Source organism: Micromonospora ferruginea (assembly GCF_013694245.2).
Classification (GTDB): Bacteria; Actinomycetota; Actinomycetes; order Mycobacteriales; family Micromonosporaceae; genus Micromonospora; species Micromonospora robiginosa.
Genome location: NZ_CP059322.2, coordinates 4,235,206 through 4,254,683, shown reverse-complemented (window position 1 = coordinate 4,254,683; position 19,478 = coordinate 4,235,206). Strand labels below are relative to the sequence as shown.

Sequence of the window (19,478 nt, the reverse complement as noted above, 5' to 3'; positions counted from 1 at the left end):
GGCCTCAGCCGTCGGCGCGCAGGAGCGACAGCGGCTTCGGCAGGTGGCCGCCCAGGTAGCGGGACGGCTCGGCGTGCAGCACGGACGCCAGCAGCGCGCCGAAGACGTCGCGGAAGTCCGTGGTCGCCTTGAGGTCGCCGGCGTCGAGGTCGGTCAGGCTCGGCTGCTCGCCGTGGAACCCGCCCGCGACCCGGGGACCCAGCACGAACACCGGACCGGCCGTGCCGTGGTCGGTGCCGTCGGACGCGTTGGCCCGGACCCGGCGGCCGAACTCGCTGTAGACCACCACGGTCACCCGCCGGCCGGCGGCGGTGCGGCCCAGCCGGTCGACGAACGACGACAACGCCTCGTCGAGCCGGCCGAGCAGCGTCTCCTGCCCGACCCGCTCCTGGGCGTGGGTGTCGAACCCGCCGAGGCTCACCGAGAAGACCCGGGTGGGCACCCCCGCCTCCACGCACCGGGCCACCAGCGCGAGCTGCGCGGCGAGGGAGACCGCGCCGCCGGTCGCGGTGGCGACCGGACGGTCGGCCGGGTCCGTGGTCGCCTCGCGGTGGTCCGCCTGCCGGACCAGCGAATCCACGTCCAGCAGATCCCGGTACGCCTGCGCGGCGCGCACCTGCAACTCGGACTCGCCGTCCTGCACCTCGCCCAACGCCGCCACCATGCCGCTGTCGACGCCGGGCGGCAGGCGCAGGCCGCCGATGGCCACGCAGGCGCCGGACCGCCGTTCGCCGACCAGCAGCGGCGGCAGCACCGGCTCGAAGCTGACGGCCGCCTCGGCGGAGGCGTCGGTGCCGTCCAGCCAGCGACCCACCCAGCCGGTCGCGACCGGCTGCGCGGGCGAGGCGGTCTGCCAGATGTCCATCGACCGGAAGTGGCTGCGGTCCGGCCGGGGATAGCCGACACCCAGCACGATGCCGACCTGCTTGCGGTCCCAGAGGCGCTTCAACCCGCCGAGGACCGGGTTGAGGCCGAGCGCGTCGTCGAGCCGCAGCACCCGCTCCGGCTCGTACGCCAGCTCCGGACGGGCCGAGTGGTACGCCGGGTCGGCGTACGGCACGACCGTGTTGAGCCCGTCGTTGCCGCCGTAGAGGGTGACCACCACCAGGCGGTCGGTCCGGTCGTCCGGTGTGGACCTGTCGTCCCGCGCCGTGGACAGGAGTTCGGCCAACCCGATCCCGCCGGCCGCGACCGCGGCGGCCCCGCCGGCCGCGGTGGAGGCGAGCAGGAACCTGCGCCGGGTCAGTGGATCCATCTCAGTTCACCAGGTATTCCGGGCTCACCAGGCCGAGGGTGAGGAGCTGTCGGGCACTGCCGGCCCGCTTCAGGGCCAGGTAGGTGCGATTGGTCCAGGTGTCCACGGCGAGCACCTCGGCCAGCCGCTCCGGGTTCATCCGGTCCACGTCGTCGCCGCGCTCGGCGTACGCGAGCCCGGCGAGCAGGTCGGCCAGGCCCAGCCGGATCTGCGCCGCCGCCGAGCTGAGCCAGGCCGCGCCGGCCGGCCAGCCGCCCACGCTCTGCGGCGCGAACGGCACCTGCCCGAGCCCGCCCAGGCCGGTGGTGAGCTGGTGCAGCGTCTCCCCGGAGAGCTGGGCCGGTCGCAGGCCCAACTGCCGCAGCGCGCCGACCAGCCACTCGACCGGCTGCTTCACCAGCCGGTGCCGACCCGAGCGGAACTCGTCGTCGGCGAGCAGGGCCCGCAGCATCCGGGCGCCCACCGGAAACGCGGCCACCATCCGCTGCTCGGTGGAGCGGGCGATCGGCTCGGTCGACGAGCCGTAGCGGAACCACAGGCGGGCGGCGATGAACCGGGCGCACGCCGGCCGGTTGACCAGGTGACCGACCAGGGTGAACGCGTCGAAGGCGGCGGTGGCGCCGAGGATCGTCTTGGGCCGGGCGTCGTGGTCCTCCGGGAAGAAGATCGCCGTGGCCGGTACGCCGAGGTCGGTCCGCCAGCCGGTCAGCGCCCGCCCCGCCTCCTTGACGTCGCGCTCGGTGTAGTTGCCGATGCCCAACAGGAACAGTTCCATCAGCTCGCGCGCCAGGTTCTCGTTCGGCGCGTCCTTGGTGTTGAGCTGCCCGTCCAGCCAGTAGACGAGCGCCGGGTCGCAGACGAGCGCGCGGGCCATCGCCCGGACGTCCGGCGCGGCGCGCATCTTCTGGTGCTGCGCCAGCATGAACTGCGGGCTGCCCACCTTGCGGATCGAGGTAGCCCAGTGCCCGTGCCAGAAGAACAGCAGCTTCTCGGTGGCCTGGTGGTCGGCGACGGTGAGCCGGTCGAGCCACCACCGGATGATGGTGTCGGTGTGCTGCCGGCGGGTCGCCTCGGCGGCGGCGCGCTGCTCGACGGTCGGGTCGGGCAGGTCGTCGAACGGGTCCCGGCCGAGGTCCGGGACCGGCGCGGTGGCGGCGCCCCGGTCCGGCCCGGCCGGCGAGGTCAACCGCGCGACGGTGGCCGCGTATCCGGCGCGGCGGGCCGCCGCCACTTCGGACGCCGTCGGGCCGAAGGTCGCCCGCCGCAACAGCATCGCGACGTCATCCCTCATTCGGACCAGCCTAGGTGGCGGCCGGCGAGGGCGGGAACCCGCTCCCGGCTACCCGGACCGGCCCACCGTGACCAGGCCGAGCAGGCGCGCCGGCACCTGGCGCAGCACCCGTACCGCGGTCGCCAGCGAGTCCGCGTCGGTCGAGCCGACGCGGGCGGTGACCACTGTGGCGTCGGCGGCCTCGACCAGGTGCAGCGTGTCCGCGTCCGACAGCAGCGGCGGGCCGACGACGACCACCAGGGTCCGGTCGTGGCGCAGCTCCGCCACCAGGTCGGCGAGCTGGTCCGGCCGGATCGGCCCGGGCCCGCCCGGCCCGGCGGGCAGGACGTGCAGCGGCAGGTCCGGCGTCCACCGCACCAGCGCGTCGCGCACCGCCGACCCGCCGTCCAGGACCGTGGTCAGGCCGGTGTCGTTGCCGATGCCGAACAGCGCGTGCGCCGACGGGCGGCCGGGGTCGGCGTCGACGAGCACCACCGGGTCGCCGGCCTGGGCGAACGCGAGCGCCAGGTGCGCCGCGGTGACGGTCGCCCCGCCACCGGCGGTGGGCTCGACCACCGCGATCGTGGTCAGCGGGCCACCCGCGGCCTGGAGCCGGACGTCGGTCCGCATCCGCCGCAGCTCGTCCGCCCGCTCGGCCGTTCCGTCGACGGTGAGCGGGCTGGGACCCACCGGCCCGGCGTCGGCCAGCGGGACGAGATCGGCCACCTCGGCGGCGTGCCCGGCATCCCGGACGGCCGGGTCGCGCGCGTACCGCCCGAGCGCGGTCACCGCCGCCACGACCAGCCCACCCACCAGCCCCAGGCCGACGTCGGTGAGCGGGCGGGGGGAGTCCGGCGACTCGGGGGCCACCGCCGGGCGGACCACGGTGACCTTGACCGGCGACCGGTCGACGCCGGCCGGCCGTTCGATCCGGGCGATGTACGCGGGGATCTCCTCGGCGACGGCGTTGGCGACGTCCCGGGCCCGCTCCGGGTCGGTGTCGTCGACCTCGACGGTCAGCACGGCGGTGCTGGCCCGGCTGGTCACGCTGATCCGGGACAGCAGCTCCTCCGGCGGGTCGGGCAGGCCGAGCCGCGCCGTCACCGCCGCGGCCACCTCGGTGCTGTCGGCCACCTCGGTGTACGAGCGGACCCGCTGCAGGATGTAGTTTCCGCCCACGTCGAGCTGCCGGACGTCGTTGGTCGGGAAGTTCGGCGAGCACACCAGCCGCGCCTGGGCCCGGTAGACCGGGGTCTGCGCCGCGGCGGCCAGTCCACCGCCGACGCCGCCGAGCAGCACCAGGGCCAGCACCGTCCACCGGTACCGGCGTACCGCCCGCACCACCTGCGCCGGCGTCAGCTCGGTCCACCGGCGGGCGACGAGCCGGGACCGGTCGACGGCGGCCCGCACGCCGCCACCGGCACGCGCCGCCGTGCCCGGCGAACCGGCGACCGCGACCGGCCGGGATGCACCGATGAGCCTCACGTGTGGTCCTTCCCTGCTCCGGCGGGCGACCCGGCACCCACCCCGGCCACCGGGGCCGGGGAGTGGTCCGCGTCGGCGCCCTGGTCGACGACGGCCAGGCCGGCGGCCAGGATCAACACGGCCGCGGCACACGGCCACAGATAGAAGTCGAAGAAGAAGATCTGCGCCGTCATCCCCACCACCAGCAGCCGGGCGGCCAGCGACCGGGCCCGCGCGACCAGTGCCACCAGGAGGGCGACGAACGGCAGCAGCGTCACCAGACCCAGGTCGTACCAGAGGGTGAGGAAGCTGTTGTCGAACGTCTGCGCCAGGTGGTCACCGATCCCCACCTGCTCGAAGAAGCGGACGTGCGCCTCCGGCCCGAGACCGAACAGCACCCGGTCGACACCGCCGGTGAGCGCGTCCCACGCCACCTCGTACCGGCTGTAGCGGGCCGTCGCGGAGCTGGACCCGCCGACGTCGGTCAGCCGGGCGCGGAGCATGTCGACGGTGCCGCGCACCGGGGCGGGACCGGCCAGCGCCAGCGCGGTCGCGCCGGCGGCGGTGGCCGCGACGACGGTGAGCCCCCGGCGGGTCAGCCTCGGGCGGCGGGCGAGATACCAGACCACGGCCGCGCAACCCACGCCGATCCACGCGCTGCGCGAGCCGGAGAGCAGCAGCCCGACCACGCCGGCGGCGAACGGCACCGGCCAGGCCCGGCCGCGCAGGGTGAGCGCGACGCACACCGACATCAGGCAGTAGGCGCCGTAGACGATCGGGTGGCCGGTCGTGGCGACGGACCGGCCGGCGCCCGCCGACGAGGTGAAGGCGTTGCTGACCGCCAGCTCGTCGAGGACCGGCCACCCGCCGGTGGCCCGCTGGTGGATCGCGAGGAGCGCCAGCGGCACGCCCAGCCAGGCGAGGAAGCGGGCCAGCCGGACGAACGCCGCCGGGTCCCGCCGGGCCTCCGCCACCACGTGCCAGGTGATCACGGCGTAGCAGGCGAACGGGGTGATCGCGAACAGCAGGTCCTTCGGCCCGCTCCAGTGCGCCAGCGCGGCGAGCACCCCCGCGGCGGGCAGCACGAACGCGGCCGTACCGGCGGACGCCAGCGGCTCGTCCGGCCGCAGGCGCTGGAGCCGGCCGACCAGGGCGACGGCCGTCGCGGTGAACAGCACGATCCACACCGGCTTGCCCGATCCGCCGAGCCGGACGGTGACCGGCACCAGGAACAGCACCACGAAGAGCACGTGGTTCAGCCGGGCCGGCGTCCGCAGCGCCCAGCCGGCCAGCGCCACCAGGCCCACGACGCCGGCCAGCAGGGGCCGCCAACCGGCGAGCACGCCGACCGCCAGCGCCGCCGCCGCCGGCAACCAGATCGACTCCCGCGACCGGATCACTCGCCGTCCACCCGCGGATCCTCCAGGTAGGACACGAAGCGCGACGCCGACGAGGGGGCGGTGGCCAGCGCGTCGGCCCGCCGGGCGGCGGCGGCCCGGAGGCGACCCACGGCGTCCGGGTCCGCGGCCAGGCCCAGCAGGGTCCGCGCCAGATCCCCGGCGTCCGGCGCCACCAGCACGCCGCCGCCGTCGGCGAGGAGTTCGGTGGTGGCGCCGGCCCGGTAGCCGATCACCGGCGTGCCCGCCGCCAGCGACTCCACCGTCACCCGGCCGAAGGCCTCGTTGCGGGAGAGCATCAGGGTCGCGTCCGCCGCCGCGTAGAGCGGGTACGGGTCGTCCACCCACGACCGCACGTCGACGAGGTCACCGACGCCGTGCCGCTCGGCGAGTTCCCGGACGGCCCGCTCGGCGGCCGGGTCACCGACACCGGCGAGCGTCAGCCGCAGCGGTCGCCCGGCCCGCCGGCAGTGCCCGAGCGCCTCGACGGCGTCCGCCTGCCCCTTCTCCGGCGTGAACCGCCCGAGCAGCACCAGCCGCGCCAACCCCGCCGCGTCCGGTTCGTGCCCGTCGGACGGGGGACGCGCCGCGCGCGCCTCCACCGGTGGTGCGACGATCCGCAGCTTCGGCCCGGCGGCGGGCGCGGCCGTCAGCACCTGGTCGGCGACGTAGCGCGAGATGGCGACGACGCCGTCCGAGCGGCCGGCGATGATCCGGGCGATCGTCCGGCGGGGCAGCGCGGAGCGCAGGTTCGGGTTGGTCAGCAGGCTCTCCCGCACCGTCCACACGTGCCGGACGCCGGCCAGCCGGGCGGCGAACGCGCCGGCCGGCACCACGGCCGAGTTGGTGACCACCACGTCGGGCCGCTCCCGCCGCAGGAACCGCCGGTAGCGGGGCACCGAGGCCAGCGCCTGGACCGACCGCACCACGCCGACCGGACCGCGGTGCCGCCGGCCCATCCAGAGCCGGGTCGGCAGGACCGTCACGGTGGCGCCCGCCTCGGTCAGCTCGCCGCGCAGCGGACCGGCCGCCGGCAGCGTGACGGTGACCCGGTGACCGCGCACCCGGGCCGCCTCGCGCACCAGCGCGACAAGCGACCGTTCCGCGCCCATCAGCTCCGCCGAGTGGCTCACGAACAGCAGGTGCACCGTTCAGAACCTCTCGGTGGGGCCGTGGACGCCCCGCAGGCCGTCCCGGTAGCCGGCGAGGACCGCGCGCGAGCCGAGCCGGCGCTCCCGCCCGCCCGCCGTCAGCCGCAGCAGCGCGGTCGCCACCCGCCGGTAGTGGATCGGCTCGCCGAGCAGCAGCCGCCGCAGCGGACGGCGGTAGTGCTTGCGCACGTAGAGGATCTCGTTGCGGTGGTAGTAGTAGAGCGCCCGCGGGCTGGAGCCGCTGAGGCTGCCGCCGCGCTTGTGCCAGACCTCCGAGTCGCACACCAGGGCGATCCGCCCGCCCGCGTCGGCGATCCGGCGGACCAGGTCGAACTCCTCCTTGTAGTGGAAGAAGCGCTCGTCGAAGAACCCGACCCGCACCACGTCGGCCACCCGCAGCAGCAGCGCCGCGCCGGTGACCACGTCCACCTCGTGCACCCCCTCGGCGCACCCCGGGCAGCCGAACGGGCGGACCCTGCCGCCCGGGAGCATGGCGGCGACCACGTACGGCTCGGGGGCCGGGTCGTCCGGGTGCGCCGAGGTCGTCTGCACCGACGTCGCCACGGTGAACCGCTCCCGGTGCGCCAGCAGCGCGGCCAGCGCCCCCGGCCGGGGCACCGCGTCGGCGTTCAGCAGCCAGACCCAGTCGGCGCCGCGTTCCCGGGCGGCCCGGATGCCGGCGTTCATCCCGCCCGCGTAGCCGAGGTTGCCGTCCAGCCGCAGCAGGGTGGCCGACCCGTCGAGGTGGGCCAGCCTCGCGACCGAGTCGTCGGTCGACCCGTTGTCCACGACCACGACCTCGGGCACGTGGCTACCGGCGAGCACGGCCCGCAGGCAGCGCAGCGTGTCGTCCGCGCAGTTCCAGTTGAGGATCACCGCGACGACCTTGTCAGGCACTGCTGCCAACCTCACTGTTCCGGGCCGGGGACGCGGGTGCCGGCGCGTCCTGCCGCGCGGGCCAGCTCCCCAGCGTGACGGCGGTGACGGTGCTGTGCGCCGCGAAGAGCGCCACCGACACGGCGGCGACGCCCACCGCGCCGTACGCGGGAGCGGTGAGAGAGTAGCCGACGATCGCGGCCAGGGCGGTACCCACCGCGATCACCGCGGTCGCCCGCTCGCCGCCCAGGTTGACCAGCCGGGCGCCGAGCACCTTGCCGATGGTCACCGCGATGCTGCGCGGCACCAGGATCAGGCCGATGAGCAGGGCGGCGGCGTAGCCGTCGGTCAGCACGCCGATCGCGGCGAGCCCGGCCAGGACCAGCACACCCATCCCGGCGGACAGCCACACCGCCCGGCGCAGCAGGCCGGCGAGCCGCCGGTCGGAGCCGGTCTCGTGGTCGCCGAGCGTCCGCTGCGCGGCGACCACCGCGCCGGCCTGGGTGAACTCGATCGCCGCGACCGCCAGCGAGTAGACCGCCAGCACGTCCGGCCCCTGGTGGCGGGCCAGCGCCAACTGGTCGAAGCGGTAGGTGAAGACCTGGGCCACCGCGCCGGTGTGGGTGAGCCCCAACCGGGCGAGCCGCTCCCGGGGCGGGGCGGCCCGGCGCAGCAGCCGGACCAGCGGCCGGCCGTGCCGCGCCCAGAACGCCACCGCCATCAGCGCCTGGCAGCCCAGCCAGGCCGCCAGCCAGCGGTCCGCGTCGTCCACCCCGGCCAGGATGAGCGCGGCGTACAGCGCCGGCGCGACGGCGGCGAACGCGGCCCGGTAGCGGTAGACGCTCAGGAACCCGCCGAGGGTGAGCCCGGCGGCGGCCGGCACGTTGCTCGCCGCGATGCACGCCGCCCCGGCGACCGCCAGGCCGGGTCTCGCCTCCTCGGAGTAGTGCGCGAACACCCGGGCCAGCGCCGCGGTCAGCGGCACGGTGGCGAGGTAGACGAGCAGGCTGCGACGCCCGGCCAGCTCGTCGAGCCACCGACGCCCCTGCGCCAGCAGGAACGTCTCCAGCGACAGCCCGCCGACCGCCACGCCGATCGTGGCGCTCGCCGTGGTGGCCACCAGCAGGCCCCGCTCGGCCGGCGGGAGCGCGATGCTGAGCAGGATGGCCACGCCCGACATGGCCAGCGCGCCGACGTACATCAGGGTGGCGCTGGCGACCGCCCGCCGGAGTGCCGCGATCACGACCGCAACCCCGCCGCCGTGCCCCGCAGCACCGCGCCCGCCGCGGCCGGGCCGGCCGCCAGCAGGGCCCGGCCGGCGTAGAGCAGCCGGGCCGCCGCCGCCACCGGGAGGCGGCGGCGGTAGTGCCGCCGGAAGAAGACCATGCAGCTCCGGCTGGCGTGGAACCAGGTCAGGAGCGACTTGGCCCGCAGGTCGGCGGTCGCGCCCGTCGCGCCGCCGCCGGCGTGCGTCACCAGCAGGTCCGCGACGACCCGCACCGGTACGCCGAGCCGGGCGCACCGGACGGCCAGGTCGGCCTCCTCGTAGAACAGGAAGAACTCCTCGCAGAACCCGCCCAGGCGGTCGAACGCCGCCCGGGTGAGCAGGACGGAGTGCCCGGCCACGTAGGTCAGCGCGCGCGGCCCCGGCGACCGTCCGCTGCGGCCGGTCCACAGGTCGACCGCGCCCAGGTCGGGCCGGACCGCCCCGCCGGCGTCCCGGTACGCGGTCGCGCCGACCGCGCACCCGTCGTCGCCCGCGCCGAGACGTGCCGCCGCGGCGAGCGACCCGCCGCTGATCCGGGCGTCCGGGTTGAGCACCCAGATCAGGTCGGCCCCGGCGTCGCGCAGCCACCGCGCGGCGAGGTTGTTGCCGGCGGCGTACCCGACGTTGCCGTGCCCGTGCAGCACCCGCGTCACCAGGCCGTGCCGGCGGGCCAGCTCGGCGACCTCCTCCAGCGGGGCGCGTTGGTCGCCGTTGTCGACGAGCGCGACGGCCACCCGCAGGTCCGGGTCGTGGTGGTGGGCCACGATCGAGCGGACCAGGCCGGCGGTGTCGGCCGCGCTGCGGTAGTCGACGACGGCGATGCCGAGGGTGGTCATCGGCCCGCCGCCCGGTGCGGGCTAGGCAACGGCTTCCGTCACCCAGGCGGCGAAGGCGGCGGCGAACGACGCCTCGGAGAAGGTGGCCGCGTGGGCCCGGACGCGTTCCGGGCGCAGCTCGTCGAGGCGCCGGGTGAGCGCCGCGTGGTCACGCGGGTCGGTGGAGTCGACGAGCAGCCCGGTCTCGCCGTCGACCACGGTCTCCCGCAGCCCGCCGCGCCGCAGCCCGATCACCGGGGTGCCGCACGCCTGCGCCTCCACCGGCACGATGCCGAAGTCCTCGTGCACCGGGAAGAGCAGCGCCCGCGCGCCCCAGTAGAGCCGCCGCAGCCGCTCCTGGCTCGGCGCGACCTCGAACGTGACCGGCACGCCGGCCCGCTCGGCGAGCCGGCGGAGGTGGGCCTCCTCGGGGCCGGAGCCGGCGACGACCAGCGGCAGCCCGGCGGCCTCGGCGGTGGCTACGATCAGGTCGAACCGCTTGTACGGGATCCAGCGCCCGACCCCGAGCAGGTAGTCGCGCGGCTGGGCCCGGTCGGTGGCCGGCGCGTCGGCGAACCAGTCCACCCGCACCGGCGGGTTGATCACCACGGCGTCGCGTCCCCAGTGGCGCCGGATCCGGTCGCGCACCTCACGGGAGTTCGCCGCGTACGCGTGCACGTGCCGGCTCAGCCGCACGTCGACCCCCCGCAGCGCGCGCCGGGGCAGGGCGAGCAGCGGGCTCGCGCCGCGCCCGTCGGTCGCCGGGTTCCACAGGTAGCGCGCCGGGGCGTGCACGTAGCTCAGGTGCCGGGTGGTCTCCGGGGGGCCCAGCCGGACCGTGTGCGCGAAGGCGTGGCTGGACGAGATGACCACGTCGAAGCGTTCCCGGGTCAGCGTCCGCCAGACCACCGGCATCAGCGGCAGCGCCATCGCCTTGCGGTGCCGCATCGGGGTGCGCGCCAGCCACGACTCGCGCAGGCGCGGCTCGTCCACCCCGTCGTCCTTCCACAGGGCGAACCGCTCCGCCCGGGGAAACAGCTCGGCGATGCTGCGGAACACCTGCTCGGAGCCGCCGGTGACGCCGAACCACTCGTGCACCAGCGCCACGGACGCGTCGCCGAGGGCGGGCACGGGCGCCGCCGTCGCCGGGGTGGACGCGGCGGGCGGCGGACCGGACATCGTGCTTCCTCCCCGTGGCAGCTCCGGGCCGGGCGGGCCGAGAGCGAAGGCAGGATATGGGGTCGGTCGCGGTGGCCGCCAACCCGCCGGACAAATGCCGCCGGCGGTCAGGGGGCGAGCCGCAGGCCGTCCACGTGGGACCGGCAGGTGTCGTGGTCGGGCAGCAGGCCCGCGGCCCGCGCCTCGGCCAGGCTCGGCGCCGCCGCGTCCCGGGCGGAGAGCAGCGGCACGTCGGTCGGCCAGTCGATGGCGAGGTCCGCGTCGAGCGGGTGCACGGTGTGCTCGGCCGCCGGCCGGTACGTGGTGGAGCAGAGATAGCTCAACGTCGCGTCGTCGGTCAGCGCGCAGAAGCCGTGCCCCAGCCCCTCGGCCAGGTAGACGGCACGCCGGTCGACGTCGTCCAGGCGTACCGCCTCCCACCGGCCGAAGGTCGGTGAACCGGTCCGCACGTCCACCACCACGTCCAGCACCGCCCCCCGCACGCAGGTCAGGTACTTCGCCTGGCCGGGCGGGACGTCGGCGAAGTGGATGCCGCGGACCACGCCGCGCGCGGAGACCGAGAGGTTGCCCTGGGCCAGCCGCAGCGGGTGCCCGACCGCCTCGGCGAGCCGGTCGAACCGGTACCACTCCAGGAACAGCCCGCGCGGGTCGCCGTGCGGCACCGGGGTGACCTCCCACGCGCCCTCGATGCCCAGCGGCCGGACCTTCACGACCCGCCCCCGGCGGCCGGCCGGTCCGCCAGCAGGCCGAGCAGGTAGCTGCCGTAGCCGCTGCGCACCAGCGGTTCGGCCAGGGCGCGCAGCCGGTCGTCGTCGATCAGCCCGGACTGCCAGACCACCTCCTCGACGCAGCCGATCTTCATGCCCTGACGCTCCTCGATCACCCGGACGAACTCGGCGGCCTGCATCATCGAGGCGAATGTGCCGGTGTCCAGCCACGCGGTGCCCCGGTCGAGCACGGTCACCGACAGCTCGCCCCACTCGCGGTACGTCTCGTTGACCGCGGTGATCTCCAGCTCGCCGCGCGCGCTGGGGGTGAGCTTGCGGGCGATGTCGACCACCCGGTTGTCGTAGAAGTAGAGGCCGGGGACCGCGTACCGGGACTTGGGCCGGGCCGGCTTCTCCTCGATCGACAGCACCTGGCCGGCCGGGTCGAACTCGACCACGCCGTAGTCCGCCGGGTTGGCCACCGGGTACGCGAACACCCGGCCGCCGGTCGGGTCGCCGTGCTGCGCCAACTGCCGGCCGAGGCCGACGCCGTGGAAGATGTTGTCGCCGAGAACCAGCGCCACCGAGTCGTCGCCGATGAAGTCCGCGCCGAGCAGGAACGCCTGCGCGATGCCCTCCGGGCGGGCCTGCTCGGCGTACGCCAACCGCAGCCCCCACTGGCCGCCGTCGCCGAGCAGCCGTTCGAACTGCGGGCGGTCGTCCGGCGTGGTGATCACCAGGATCTCGTGCACGCCGGCCATCACCAGCGTGGAGAGCGGGTAGTAGACCATCGGCTTGTCGAACACCGGCATGAGCTGCTTGGAGACCGCCCGGGTGATCGGCCAGAGCCGGGTCCCGGTCCCGCCGGCGAGAAGGATTCCACGCACCCGCGGAGACTACCGTCGCGTAAACTCCACCACCCGTGAGGATCCTCGTCACCGGCGGCGCCGGCTTCATCGGGTCGGAGTACGTGCGGATGCTGCTCGGCCGGCCCGGCGGCGACCCGGCCCGGGCGCCGCGGATCGCGCCCACCTCGGTCACCGTGCTGGACAAGCTCACCTACTCCGGCAACCCGGCCAACCTCGACCCGGTGCGCCACGACCCCCGGCTGCGGTTCGTGCACGGCGACATCGTCGACCCGGCGCTGGTCGACCAGGTGGTGCCCGGCCACGACGTGATCGTCCACTTCGCCGCCGAGTCGCACGTCGACCGCTCCATCACCGGGGCGGCGCCGTTCGTCACCACGAACGTGCTGGGCACCCAGACGCTGCTCGACGCCGCGCTGCGTCACCGCACCGGCCGGTTCGTGCACGTCTCCACCGACGAGGTGTACGGCTCGATCGACGCGGGCGCCTGGACGGAGGACTGGCCGCTGGCGCCGAACTCGCCGTACTCGGCCTCGAAGGCCGCCTCCGACCTGCTGGCGCTGGCCTACCACCGCACCCACGGCCTGGACGTGGTGGTGACCCGCTGCTCCAACAACTACGGGCCGTACCAGTTCCCGGAGAAGGTGGTCCCGCTCTTCGTCACCAACCTGCTCGACGGCGGCACCGTTCCGCTCTACGGCGACGGCGGCAACGTCCGGGACTGGCTGCACGTGCACGACCACTGCCGGGGCATCGCGCTGGTGCAGGAGAAGGGACGCGCCGGCGAGGTCTACCACATCGGCGGCGGCACCGAGCTGACCAACCGGGAGTTGACCGGCAAGCTGCTGGCGGCCTGCGGCGCCGGCTGGGACCGGGTCGTGCCGGTCACCGACCGCAAGGGCCACGACCGCCGCTACGCGCTGGACATCACCAAGATCGAAACCGAGCTGGGGTACGCCCCGAGCATCGACCTCGACCACGGCCTGACCGAGACCGTGCGCTGGTACCGGGAGAACCGGGCCTGGTGGGAGCCGCTGAAGGCGGCGCACGGATGAGCCGGGTGCTGGTCACCGGCGCCGGCGGCATGCTCGGGCGGGACCTGCTGGCGGTGCTGCGCGACCGGCCGGACACCGCCGTCACCGCCGCCGCCCGCGCCGACCTCGACGTCACCGACCCGCAGGCGGTACGCGACGCGGTCGCCGGGCACGACGTGGTGCTCAACGCCGCGGCGTGGACCGACGTGGACACGGCGGAGAGCCGGGAACCGGAGGCCACCGCGGTCAACGGCGACGCGGTCGCGCACCTGGCCCGCGCCTGCGCGGCCACCGGCGCCCGGCTGGTGCACGTCTCCACCGACTACGTGTTCCCCGGCGACGCCACCGAGCCGTACCCGGAGGACGCGCCGACCGGGCCGGTCAACGCGTACGGGCGCGGCAAGCTCGCGGGGGAGCGGGCCGTGGCGCGGCTGCTGCCGGAGAGCGGCTACGTGGTGCGCACCGCCTGGCTCTACGGCGCCCACGGGCGCAACTTCGTCACCACCGTGCTGCGGCTGGCCGCCGAGCGCGACCGGCTCGACGTGGTGGACGACCAGCACGGCCAGCCGACCTGGTCGCACCGGCTCGCCGGGCGGCTCGTCGCGCTGGCCGACGCGGCGCTGGCCGGCGACGCCGCCCCGGGCGTCTACCACGGCACCGCGTCCGGCGAGGCGACCTGGTACGGCCTCGCCCGCGCGGTGTTCGCGCTGCGCGGCCTCGACCCGGACCGGGTCCGGCCGACGACCAGCGACCGCTTCCCTCGCCCGGCGCCCCGCCCCCGCTACGGCGTGCTGGCGCACGGCCGGTGGGCCGCCGCGAAGCTGCCGCCGCCGGCGCACTGGCACGCCGACCTGAGCACCTTCATCGACCGGCTCCCCGGAACACCTCCGTCACCGTCCGCAGCACGATCTTGATGTCGAGCCAGAGCGACCAGTTCTCCACGTAGTAGTTGTCGAACCGGGCCCGGTCCGAGATCGGCGTGTCCCCGCGCAGGCCGCTGACCTGCGCCAGCCCGGTCAACCCGACCGGCACCCGGTGGCGCATCGCGTAGGTGGGGTACTCCACGGAGAACTTCTCCACGAAGTACGGCCGCTCCGGTCGCGGCCCCACCACGCTCATCTCGCCGCGCAGGATGTTCCACAACTGCGGCAGCTCGTCCAGCGAGGTGCGCCGCATGAACCGCCCGATCGGCCCGATCCGCCGGTCGTGCGCGATCGACCACGTGGTCTGCGCCTCGTGCTCGTCGGCCGGGCGCATCGAGCGGAACTTGACCACCTGGAACGGCCGGCCGTAGCGGCCGATCCGCTCCTGCCGGAAGAAGACCCCGCGACCGCCGTCGAGGAACGTGGCCGCCGCGCACAGCAGCAGCACCGGGCTCAGCACCACCAGCGCGACCACCGCGAAGAGCACATCCGAGGCGCGCTTGACCCGCCACCGCCCACCGGTCAGCGTGGTGTCGCCGATCTTCACGATCGGGAACGCCCCGATGTGGTCCTGGTGGCCGCCCAGCGACCGGGAGCCCCACAGGCGCGGCACCGCCCACAGGTCGCACCGCGAGCTGGCCGGCCGCAGCAGCGCCTCCATCAGCTCGGCCTCGGCGCAGTCCGGGTCCGCGATCACCAGGACCTCGCACTCCAGCATGGTGACGAGCTGCTCGACGTCGTCGAGCGTGCCGATCAGCGGCAGCGAGCCGAGCCGCTGCCGCGACGGCACGTCCACCGCGCCCACGAACCGCAGCCCGTACTGCGGGTAGCGGCGCAGCAGCCGGGCCAGCTCGCCGCCGACCGGCCCGCCGCCCACCACGATCGCGTTGTGCTCCACCCAGCGCCGCCGGCGGGCCAGCAGCACGATCCGGGCGTTGACCGCCCGGCCCACCACCACCAGGCCGGCGGAGAACGCGACCCCGCGCATGAAGCCGCTGACGTAGAGCACCGAGTCGTGCCGCAGCGCCGCGATGATCGCCACCACCGCGCCGGAGGCCAGCAGCCGGCCGCCGAGGCCGGGCAACTCGTCCAGGATGCTGATGTGCCGGCGGGGCCGGTAGAGCCCGCCGGCCGCGAAGAAGCTCACCGCGAGCGCCGCGTTGAACAGCGTCCCGCGCCAGTAGGTCTGGGTCAGCAGCAGCGGGGCCAGCAGCGCCGCCACGTCGATCGGCGCGGTCATCATCCAGGCCCGCAACCGCCGGGTACGCGTCGACGCCCGCGAGCCGGCGTACGGCAGCACCGTGGTCGTGTCCATGCTGCTGCCGGTCATCGACGCGCCGCCGCCCGGCTGCGCGGCCGGATGCTCGAACGCCGGTAGGCGTGCCATGGCGCTCCCTCCCCCGTGACGCCCCCTACTTCGCGCTCGCCGCGAGGATGTCGGGGACCGAGTCGCGGCGGACCGCCTGGAACAGCGTCCGGGCGCGCGCCGGGTCCGCGAACACCACGCTCTCGCTGCCGACCCGGCCGGTGCCCCTGGTCGGGCAGGTGAAGAACGTCAGGTTGCCGCCGCGCAGGCCCCGCAACTCCATCGCGAGGTCCACCAGGGACAGTGACTTGTCGACCGCGACCGAGTTGGACGTGGCCCGCACGAACGAGTTCAGCTTGGCCGGGTTGGTCAGCACGCCGCCGGAGGCCGCCTTGTCCAGGATCGCCTTGATCACCTGCTGCTGGTGCCGGATCCGGGCGAAGTCGCCGTCCGGGAAGGCGTGCCGCTCCCGCGCGTAGTCGAGCGCGGCGGCCCCGTCCATGGTCTGCCGGCCCTGGGCGAACGTCCGGGTGCCGATCAGCGAGTAGCGGGTGGTGAAGCCCTTCTCCACGTCGATGTCGACGCCGCCCAACGCGTCGATGATCTCCTTGAAGCCGGCGAAGTCGACCATCGCCACGTTGTCCACCCGGACGCCGCTGAACTTCTCCACGGTCCGCACCATCAGCGGCACGCCGCCCCAGGCGTACGCGGCGTTGATCTTCGCGTCGCGCCCGCCCCGACCCTCCCTCGACCGGGGCACGGCCGTCCAGGTGTCCCGTGGGATCGAGATGAGCTGGGCGCTGGACCGGTCCTTCGGCAGGTGGGCCAGGATGATCGTGTCGCTGCGCGAGCCACCGGTGTTCTCCGGGTCGCGGGAGTCGCTGCCCAGGATCATGATGTTCATCGCGCCCTTGGCCTCGACCGCCGGCCGGTCCGCCTCGGGCACGTCGGTGAACGCGTCCACCCGGTCGATCGACCTGTCCACCGACCGGTAGTAGAGGCCGCCGGCCAGCGCGCCGCCACCGGCGAGCAGCACCACCGCGAGCAGCGCCACCAGGGCGATCCGCCGACCACGGCGCCGCCGCGGCGCCGGCTGCTCCGCCGGCCCGTCCGGCTCCACATCGGAGACCGGCGGGTGGGTGTCGGAGTCGGTGGGCGCGGGACGATCGGACATGCCGAGGATGCTACTGATTCACGTTCCGGAGCGTGGACCCTCGTCCGGACGGCCGGATCGGCCCGGCCGGTCGGCCCGTCCCGCCCGCCCCGGGCCTTGCCGTACCGCGGTCACGGATCGATGATGGACGAGACGACCAGATCGACCGAGGAGTCGAGATGCAGGTGATCCACCAGCCGCGGGTGGCGTGGGACATGGCCCGCACGATCGGCGGCGCGTTCCACGACGAGACGTTGTTCGGCTGGCTCCGCGGCGAGCTCGACAGCCTGTTCGGCCCCGCCGCCGGGACGGCCCTCGCCGAGAGCCGCGACCGCGTCCACCGGGCCGGCGACGCCCGGCTGCCGGTCGAGACCGGCCTCTGGCGGGTCCGCATCGAGGACGCGCTGCGGCAGCGCCCGGAACTCGGCGGTGAACTCGCCGGGCTCGCCTCGATCGCGCGCGCCCGCCGTCCTTAGCATTCGCTTAGCCGGCTTGTCCGGCGACGGGCCGGTCCGGCAGCATCGACCGGCGTGACCGACGGCAACGCGCCCCACCCACCGACCACCCCCGGCGACGGACGTCCGCCCGCCCCGGCCGGCCGGCGCCGGACGCGCCGCCGGCTCGCCGCCGCCGGCCTCGCCGGCATCGCCGTCGTGGTCGCGGTGACCCTCGCGGTACGCGGTGGCGCGGCCCCCGCCTGCGCCGCGCCGCCGGTCGGCGCCGCCGTCCACACCGGCAAGGCCACCTTCTACGACTCGAAGGGCGCCGGCGGCAACTGCTCCCGGCCCGCCGCCCCCGCCAACCGGCTCTACGTCGCGCTCGGCCCGAGCGAGTACGCCGCCGGCGCGGCCTGCGGCGGCTTCCTCGACGTCACCGGCCCGCGCGGCACCGTCCGGGTGCTCGTGATGGACCAGTGCCCGGAGTGCGCGCCCGGCCACCTCGACCTCTCCGCCGAGGCGTTCGCGCGGATCGCCGACCCGGTGCAGGGCGTGGTGCGGGTCAGCTACCGGGCCGTGGTGAACCCGTCGCTGCCCGGCCCGCTCACGTTCCGCCTGAAGGAGGGCGCGTCCCAGTGGTGGTTCGCCGTCCTGGTCGGCGACCACGGCAACCCGCTGCGGGCGGTGGAGGTCCGGCAGAACGGCGCGTGGCGGTCGGCGGACCGTGAGGACTACAACTACTGGCTGATCCCGTCCGGCGCCGGCCCCGGCCCGTACGCGATCCGGGTCACCGACGTGTACGGCCACCGCGCGACCGCCACCGGCATCCGGATGCTCCCCGGCCAGGTCCAGCGCAGCACCACCCGCCTGTACGGCGCCGGCGCGGCGGCCACCGCCACCACCACCCGCCCGGCGAAGCCCACCCGCTCCCCGTCGACCCGCCCGCGCCCCGCCGCCAGCGCGACCCCGCCCACGTCCCCGTCCCCGTCCCCTCCACCGCACCCGTCGATCTTGGGGTTGTGGCGCCTCGGACGTCCGGTCAGTCGCGAATGTGCGGTGCCACAACTCCTTGATCGACGGTCGAGGTGGCGGGGAGGTCGCGCCACATGAGGACCTCGTCGCGGGAGTCGGTGGGGGAGAGGCGCAGGGCGGCGGGGAGGCGGCCGATCTCCCGGTAGCCGAGGCGCCGGTAGAACTGGTCCAGGCCGAGGCCGTCGCGGATGGTCACGTGCAGCGCCTCCACGCCCCACGTCCGGGCCACCCGCTCGGCCTCGCGCATCAGCGCCGCGCCGTGGCCCCGGCCCTGCGTACCCGGGTGCACCATGACGCGCTGGAGCACCCGCCAGTGCGTCTTGAGGTGGAACCGGTTGTCGGCGACGACCAGGACGGCGACGAGCCGATCCCCCTCGTAACCGGCGAGCAGCCGATCCGGCCCGCCGGCCACCTCGGCGAGGGTCGACACGGCGACCGGCCGGACCTCGGCCGCGGTCACCGGGGCGACGAAGCCCACCGCGCCGCCGGCGTTGGTCACGTCCACCCAGAGGTCGACGAGCTGTTCGCGCAGCTCGGGGGTGAGGTCAGGGTCGAGTACGAAGCGCAGGTCCACGCCCGCCATCCTGCGGGCGGCGACCCGCCGACGCCCCGGTTCGTGATCCTTGCCTCAGGCGCGATGCCTCGTGCGGCGTCAGTAGGGCCGGCGGGATTCGAACCCGCACTGGTGCGGACCTAAACCGCATGCCTCTGCCGTTGGGCTACGGCCCCTTCACGGTGAACACCGTCGTCTTCCACGGCCACTCCGGTCGACGCCGCAGGCGCCGGCCGATCGGAAAGCCGGTCGGTGTCACAGCCTCAGGATCGTAGACCACATCCGGTGCCGCCACAGCCGGCCTGCGGCTGCCGGCGTACGTGGCGGTCTGGCTGTGGCAGTTGGGGCAGAGCAGCCGCAGGTTGCACGGGCGGTTGTCGAGGAAGTCACCGTTGATGTGGTCGACGTGCAGCGTGAGAGGCGCGCCCTGCCACCTCGTGCCGGTGCCGCACGCCTCGCACTCCTCGGGCAGGCCGATCGTGCGGAGCGCCCGCCTGAGCCGGTGTCCGGCCACCCGGCGCTCACCGGCCGGGCGTTTCGTGAGCAGCGCCGTCACCGGTAGGCGGGGCCGACGCCCACCTCTGTTGTGCGCCTGCCCGGTGAAGTGGGACGTGTCGATGCCGAAGCGCTTGAGCTGTCGGCTGATGTGCGCGTGCGACCCGCCGCTGACCCGCACCCCGAGCAGCCGCATGACCTCGGTCACGCTGCGCGCCCGCGCGGCGGTGGCGGCCAGCAGCTCGGGCGGGTATTTGTAACGGACCACGTGCCGACGGTAACCGCGCCCCCCGACAGG

At 75.2% G+C, this 19,478-nt stretch carries 19 protein-coding genes and 1 tRNA gene; 4 read left to right on the top strand and 16 right to left on the bottom strand.

What is annotated here, in order from left to right:
• Positions 1-4 precede the first annotated feature (4 nt).
• The 11 genes from H1D33_RS18420 to rfbA all read right to left on the bottom strand — a co-directional run bounded on the left by H1D33_RS18420 (position 5) and on the right by rfbA (position 12,268).
• Positions 5-1,255 carry a DUF1501 domain-containing protein gene (locus tag H1D33_RS18420; RefSeq protein WP_181571968.1) on the bottom strand — a complete coding sequence of 417 codons (1,251 nt, stop codon included), beginning with the start codon at positions 1,253-1,255 and terminating at the stop codon, positions 5-7.
• A gap of 1 nt (position 1,256) precedes the next feature.
• A complete protein-coding gene (locus H1D33_RS18415; RefSeq protein ID WP_181571969.1) occupies positions 1,257-2,546 on the bottom strand; it encodes a DUF1800 domain-containing protein in 1,290 nt (429 codons plus the stop codon).
• Positions 2,547-2,594: 48 nt separating this feature from the next.
• Positions 2,595-4,010, bottom strand: coding sequence for a tyrosine-protein kinase domain-containing protein (locus tag H1D33_RS18410; RefSeq protein WP_181571970.1), 1,416 nt, complete (start codon positions 4,008-4,010; stop codon positions 2,595-2,597).
• Positions 4,007-5,389: an O-antigen ligase family protein gene (locus H1D33_RS18405; RefSeq protein ID WP_181571971.1), complete on the bottom strand. Its 1,383-nt coding sequence runs from the start codon at positions 5,387-5,389 to the stop codon at positions 4,007-4,009. Before H1D33_RS18405 ends, H1D33_RS18410 begins: the two co-directional genes overlap by 4 nt.
• Positions 5,386-6,534, bottom strand: coding sequence for a glycosyltransferase family 4 protein (locus H1D33_RS18400; protein WP_181571972.1), 1,149 nt, complete (start codon positions 6,532-6,534; stop codon positions 5,386-5,388). The genes H1D33_RS18405 and H1D33_RS18400 overlap by 4 nt, the downstream gene beginning before the upstream one ends.
• Before the next feature lie 3 nt (positions 6,535-6,537).
• Positions 6,538-7,434 carry a glycosyltransferase family 2 protein gene (locus H1D33_RS18395; RefSeq protein WP_181571973.1) on the bottom strand — a complete coding sequence of 299 codons (897 nt, stop codon included), beginning with the start codon at positions 7,432-7,434 and terminating at the stop codon, positions 6,538-6,540.
• Positions 7,427-8,656 (bottom strand): polysaccharide biosynthesis protein, encoded by a 1,230-nt coding sequence (locus H1D33_RS18390; RefSeq protein ID WP_181571974.1) that lies wholly within the window; start codon positions 8,654-8,656, stop codon positions 7,427-7,429. Before H1D33_RS18390 ends, H1D33_RS18395 begins: the two co-directional genes overlap by 8 nt.
• Positions 8,653-9,516 (bottom strand): glycosyltransferase family protein, encoded by an 864-nt coding sequence (locus H1D33_RS18385; RefSeq protein WP_181571975.1) that lies wholly within the window; start codon positions 9,514-9,516, stop codon positions 8,653-8,655. Before H1D33_RS18385 ends, H1D33_RS18390 begins: the two co-directional genes overlap by 4 nt.
• Before the next feature lie 21 nt (positions 9,517-9,537).
• The gene (locus H1D33_RS18380; protein ID WP_181571976.1) at positions 9,538-10,674 is read right to left on the bottom strand and encodes a glycosyltransferase; all 1,137 of its coding nucleotides are present in this window, start codon (positions 10,672-10,674) and stop codon (positions 9,538-9,540) included.
• A gap of 107 nt (positions 10,675-10,781) precedes the next feature.
• Positions 10,782-11,384: a dTDP-4-dehydrorhamnose 3,5-epimerase family protein gene (locus tag H1D33_RS18375; protein WP_181571977.1), complete on the bottom strand. Its 603-nt coding sequence runs from the start codon at positions 11,382-11,384 to the stop codon at positions 10,782-10,784.
• Positions 11,381-12,268, bottom strand: a complete 888-nt coding sequence (gene rfbA / locus H1D33_RS18370; RefSeq protein WP_181571978.1) for a glucose-1-phosphate thymidylyltransferase RfbA — start codon at positions 12,266-12,268, stop codon at positions 11,381-11,383. Before rfbA ends, H1D33_RS18375 begins: the two co-directional genes overlap by 4 nt.
• Before the next feature lie 35 nt (positions 12,269-12,303).
• Here rfbA and rfbB point away from each other — a divergent pair, with 35 nt between their 5' ends.
• Complete coding sequence (gene rfbB / locus H1D33_RS18365) at positions 12,304-13,302, top strand: dTDP-glucose 4,6-dehydratase (RefSeq protein ID WP_181571979.1); 999 nt, start codon at positions 12,304-12,306, stop codon at positions 13,300-13,302.
• A complete protein-coding gene (gene rfbD / locus H1D33_RS18360) occupies positions 13,299-14,195 on the top strand; it encodes a dTDP-4-dehydrorhamnose reductase (RefSeq protein WP_181571980.1) in 897 nt (298 codons plus the stop codon). The genes rfbB and rfbD overlap by 4 nt, the downstream gene beginning before the upstream one ends.
• On the opposite strand, the gene H1D33_RS18355 is transcribed toward rfbD, so the two are convergent.
• Complete coding sequence (locus tag H1D33_RS18355; protein ID WP_181571981.1) at positions 14,143-15,591, bottom strand: sugar transferase; 1,449 nt, start codon at positions 15,589-15,591, stop codon at positions 14,143-14,145. The genes rfbD and H1D33_RS18355 overlap by 53 nt on opposite strands.
• A gap of 25 nt (positions 15,592-15,616) precedes the next feature.
• A complete protein-coding gene (locus tag H1D33_RS18350; protein WP_307755212.1) occupies positions 15,617-16,684 on the bottom strand; it encodes an LCP family protein in 1,068 nt (355 codons plus the stop codon).
• Between the two features lie 158 nt (positions 16,685-16,842).
• On the opposite strand from H1D33_RS18350, the gene H1D33_RS18345 reads away from it, so the two are divergent.
• Positions 16,843-17,139, top strand: a complete 297-nt coding sequence (locus H1D33_RS18345; protein WP_307755211.1) for a hypothetical protein — start codon at positions 16,843-16,845, stop codon at positions 17,137-17,139.
• A gap of 54 nt (positions 17,140-17,193) precedes the next feature.
• Positions 17,194-18,210, top strand: coding sequence for an expansin EXLX1 family cellulose-binding protein (locus H1D33_RS18340; RefSeq protein ID WP_307755210.1), 1,017 nt, complete (start codon positions 17,194-17,196; stop codon positions 18,208-18,210).
• Here the strand turns inward: H1D33_RS18340 and H1D33_RS18335 are convergent.
• The 3 genes from H1D33_RS18335 to H1D33_RS18325 form a co-directional block, all read right to left on the bottom strand.
• Positions 18,140-18,706 carry a GNAT family N-acetyltransferase gene (locus tag H1D33_RS18335; protein ID WP_181571982.1) on the bottom strand — a complete coding sequence of 189 codons (567 nt, stop codon included), beginning with the start codon at positions 18,704-18,706 and terminating at the stop codon, positions 18,140-18,142. The genes H1D33_RS18340 and H1D33_RS18335 overlap by 71 nt on opposite strands.
• An 82-nt stretch (positions 18,707-18,788) precedes the next feature.
• Positions 18,789-18,861, bottom strand: a tRNA-Leu gene (locus tag H1D33_RS18330).
• The gene (locus H1D33_RS18325) at positions 18,852-19,448 is read right to left on the bottom strand and encodes an HNH endonuclease signature motif containing protein (protein ID WP_220138750.1); all 597 of its coding nucleotides are present in this window, start codon (positions 19,446-19,448) and stop codon (positions 18,852-18,854) included. The genes H1D33_RS18330 and H1D33_RS18325 overlap by 10 nt, the downstream gene beginning before the upstream one ends.
• Positions 19,449-19,478 lie beyond the last annotated feature (30 nt).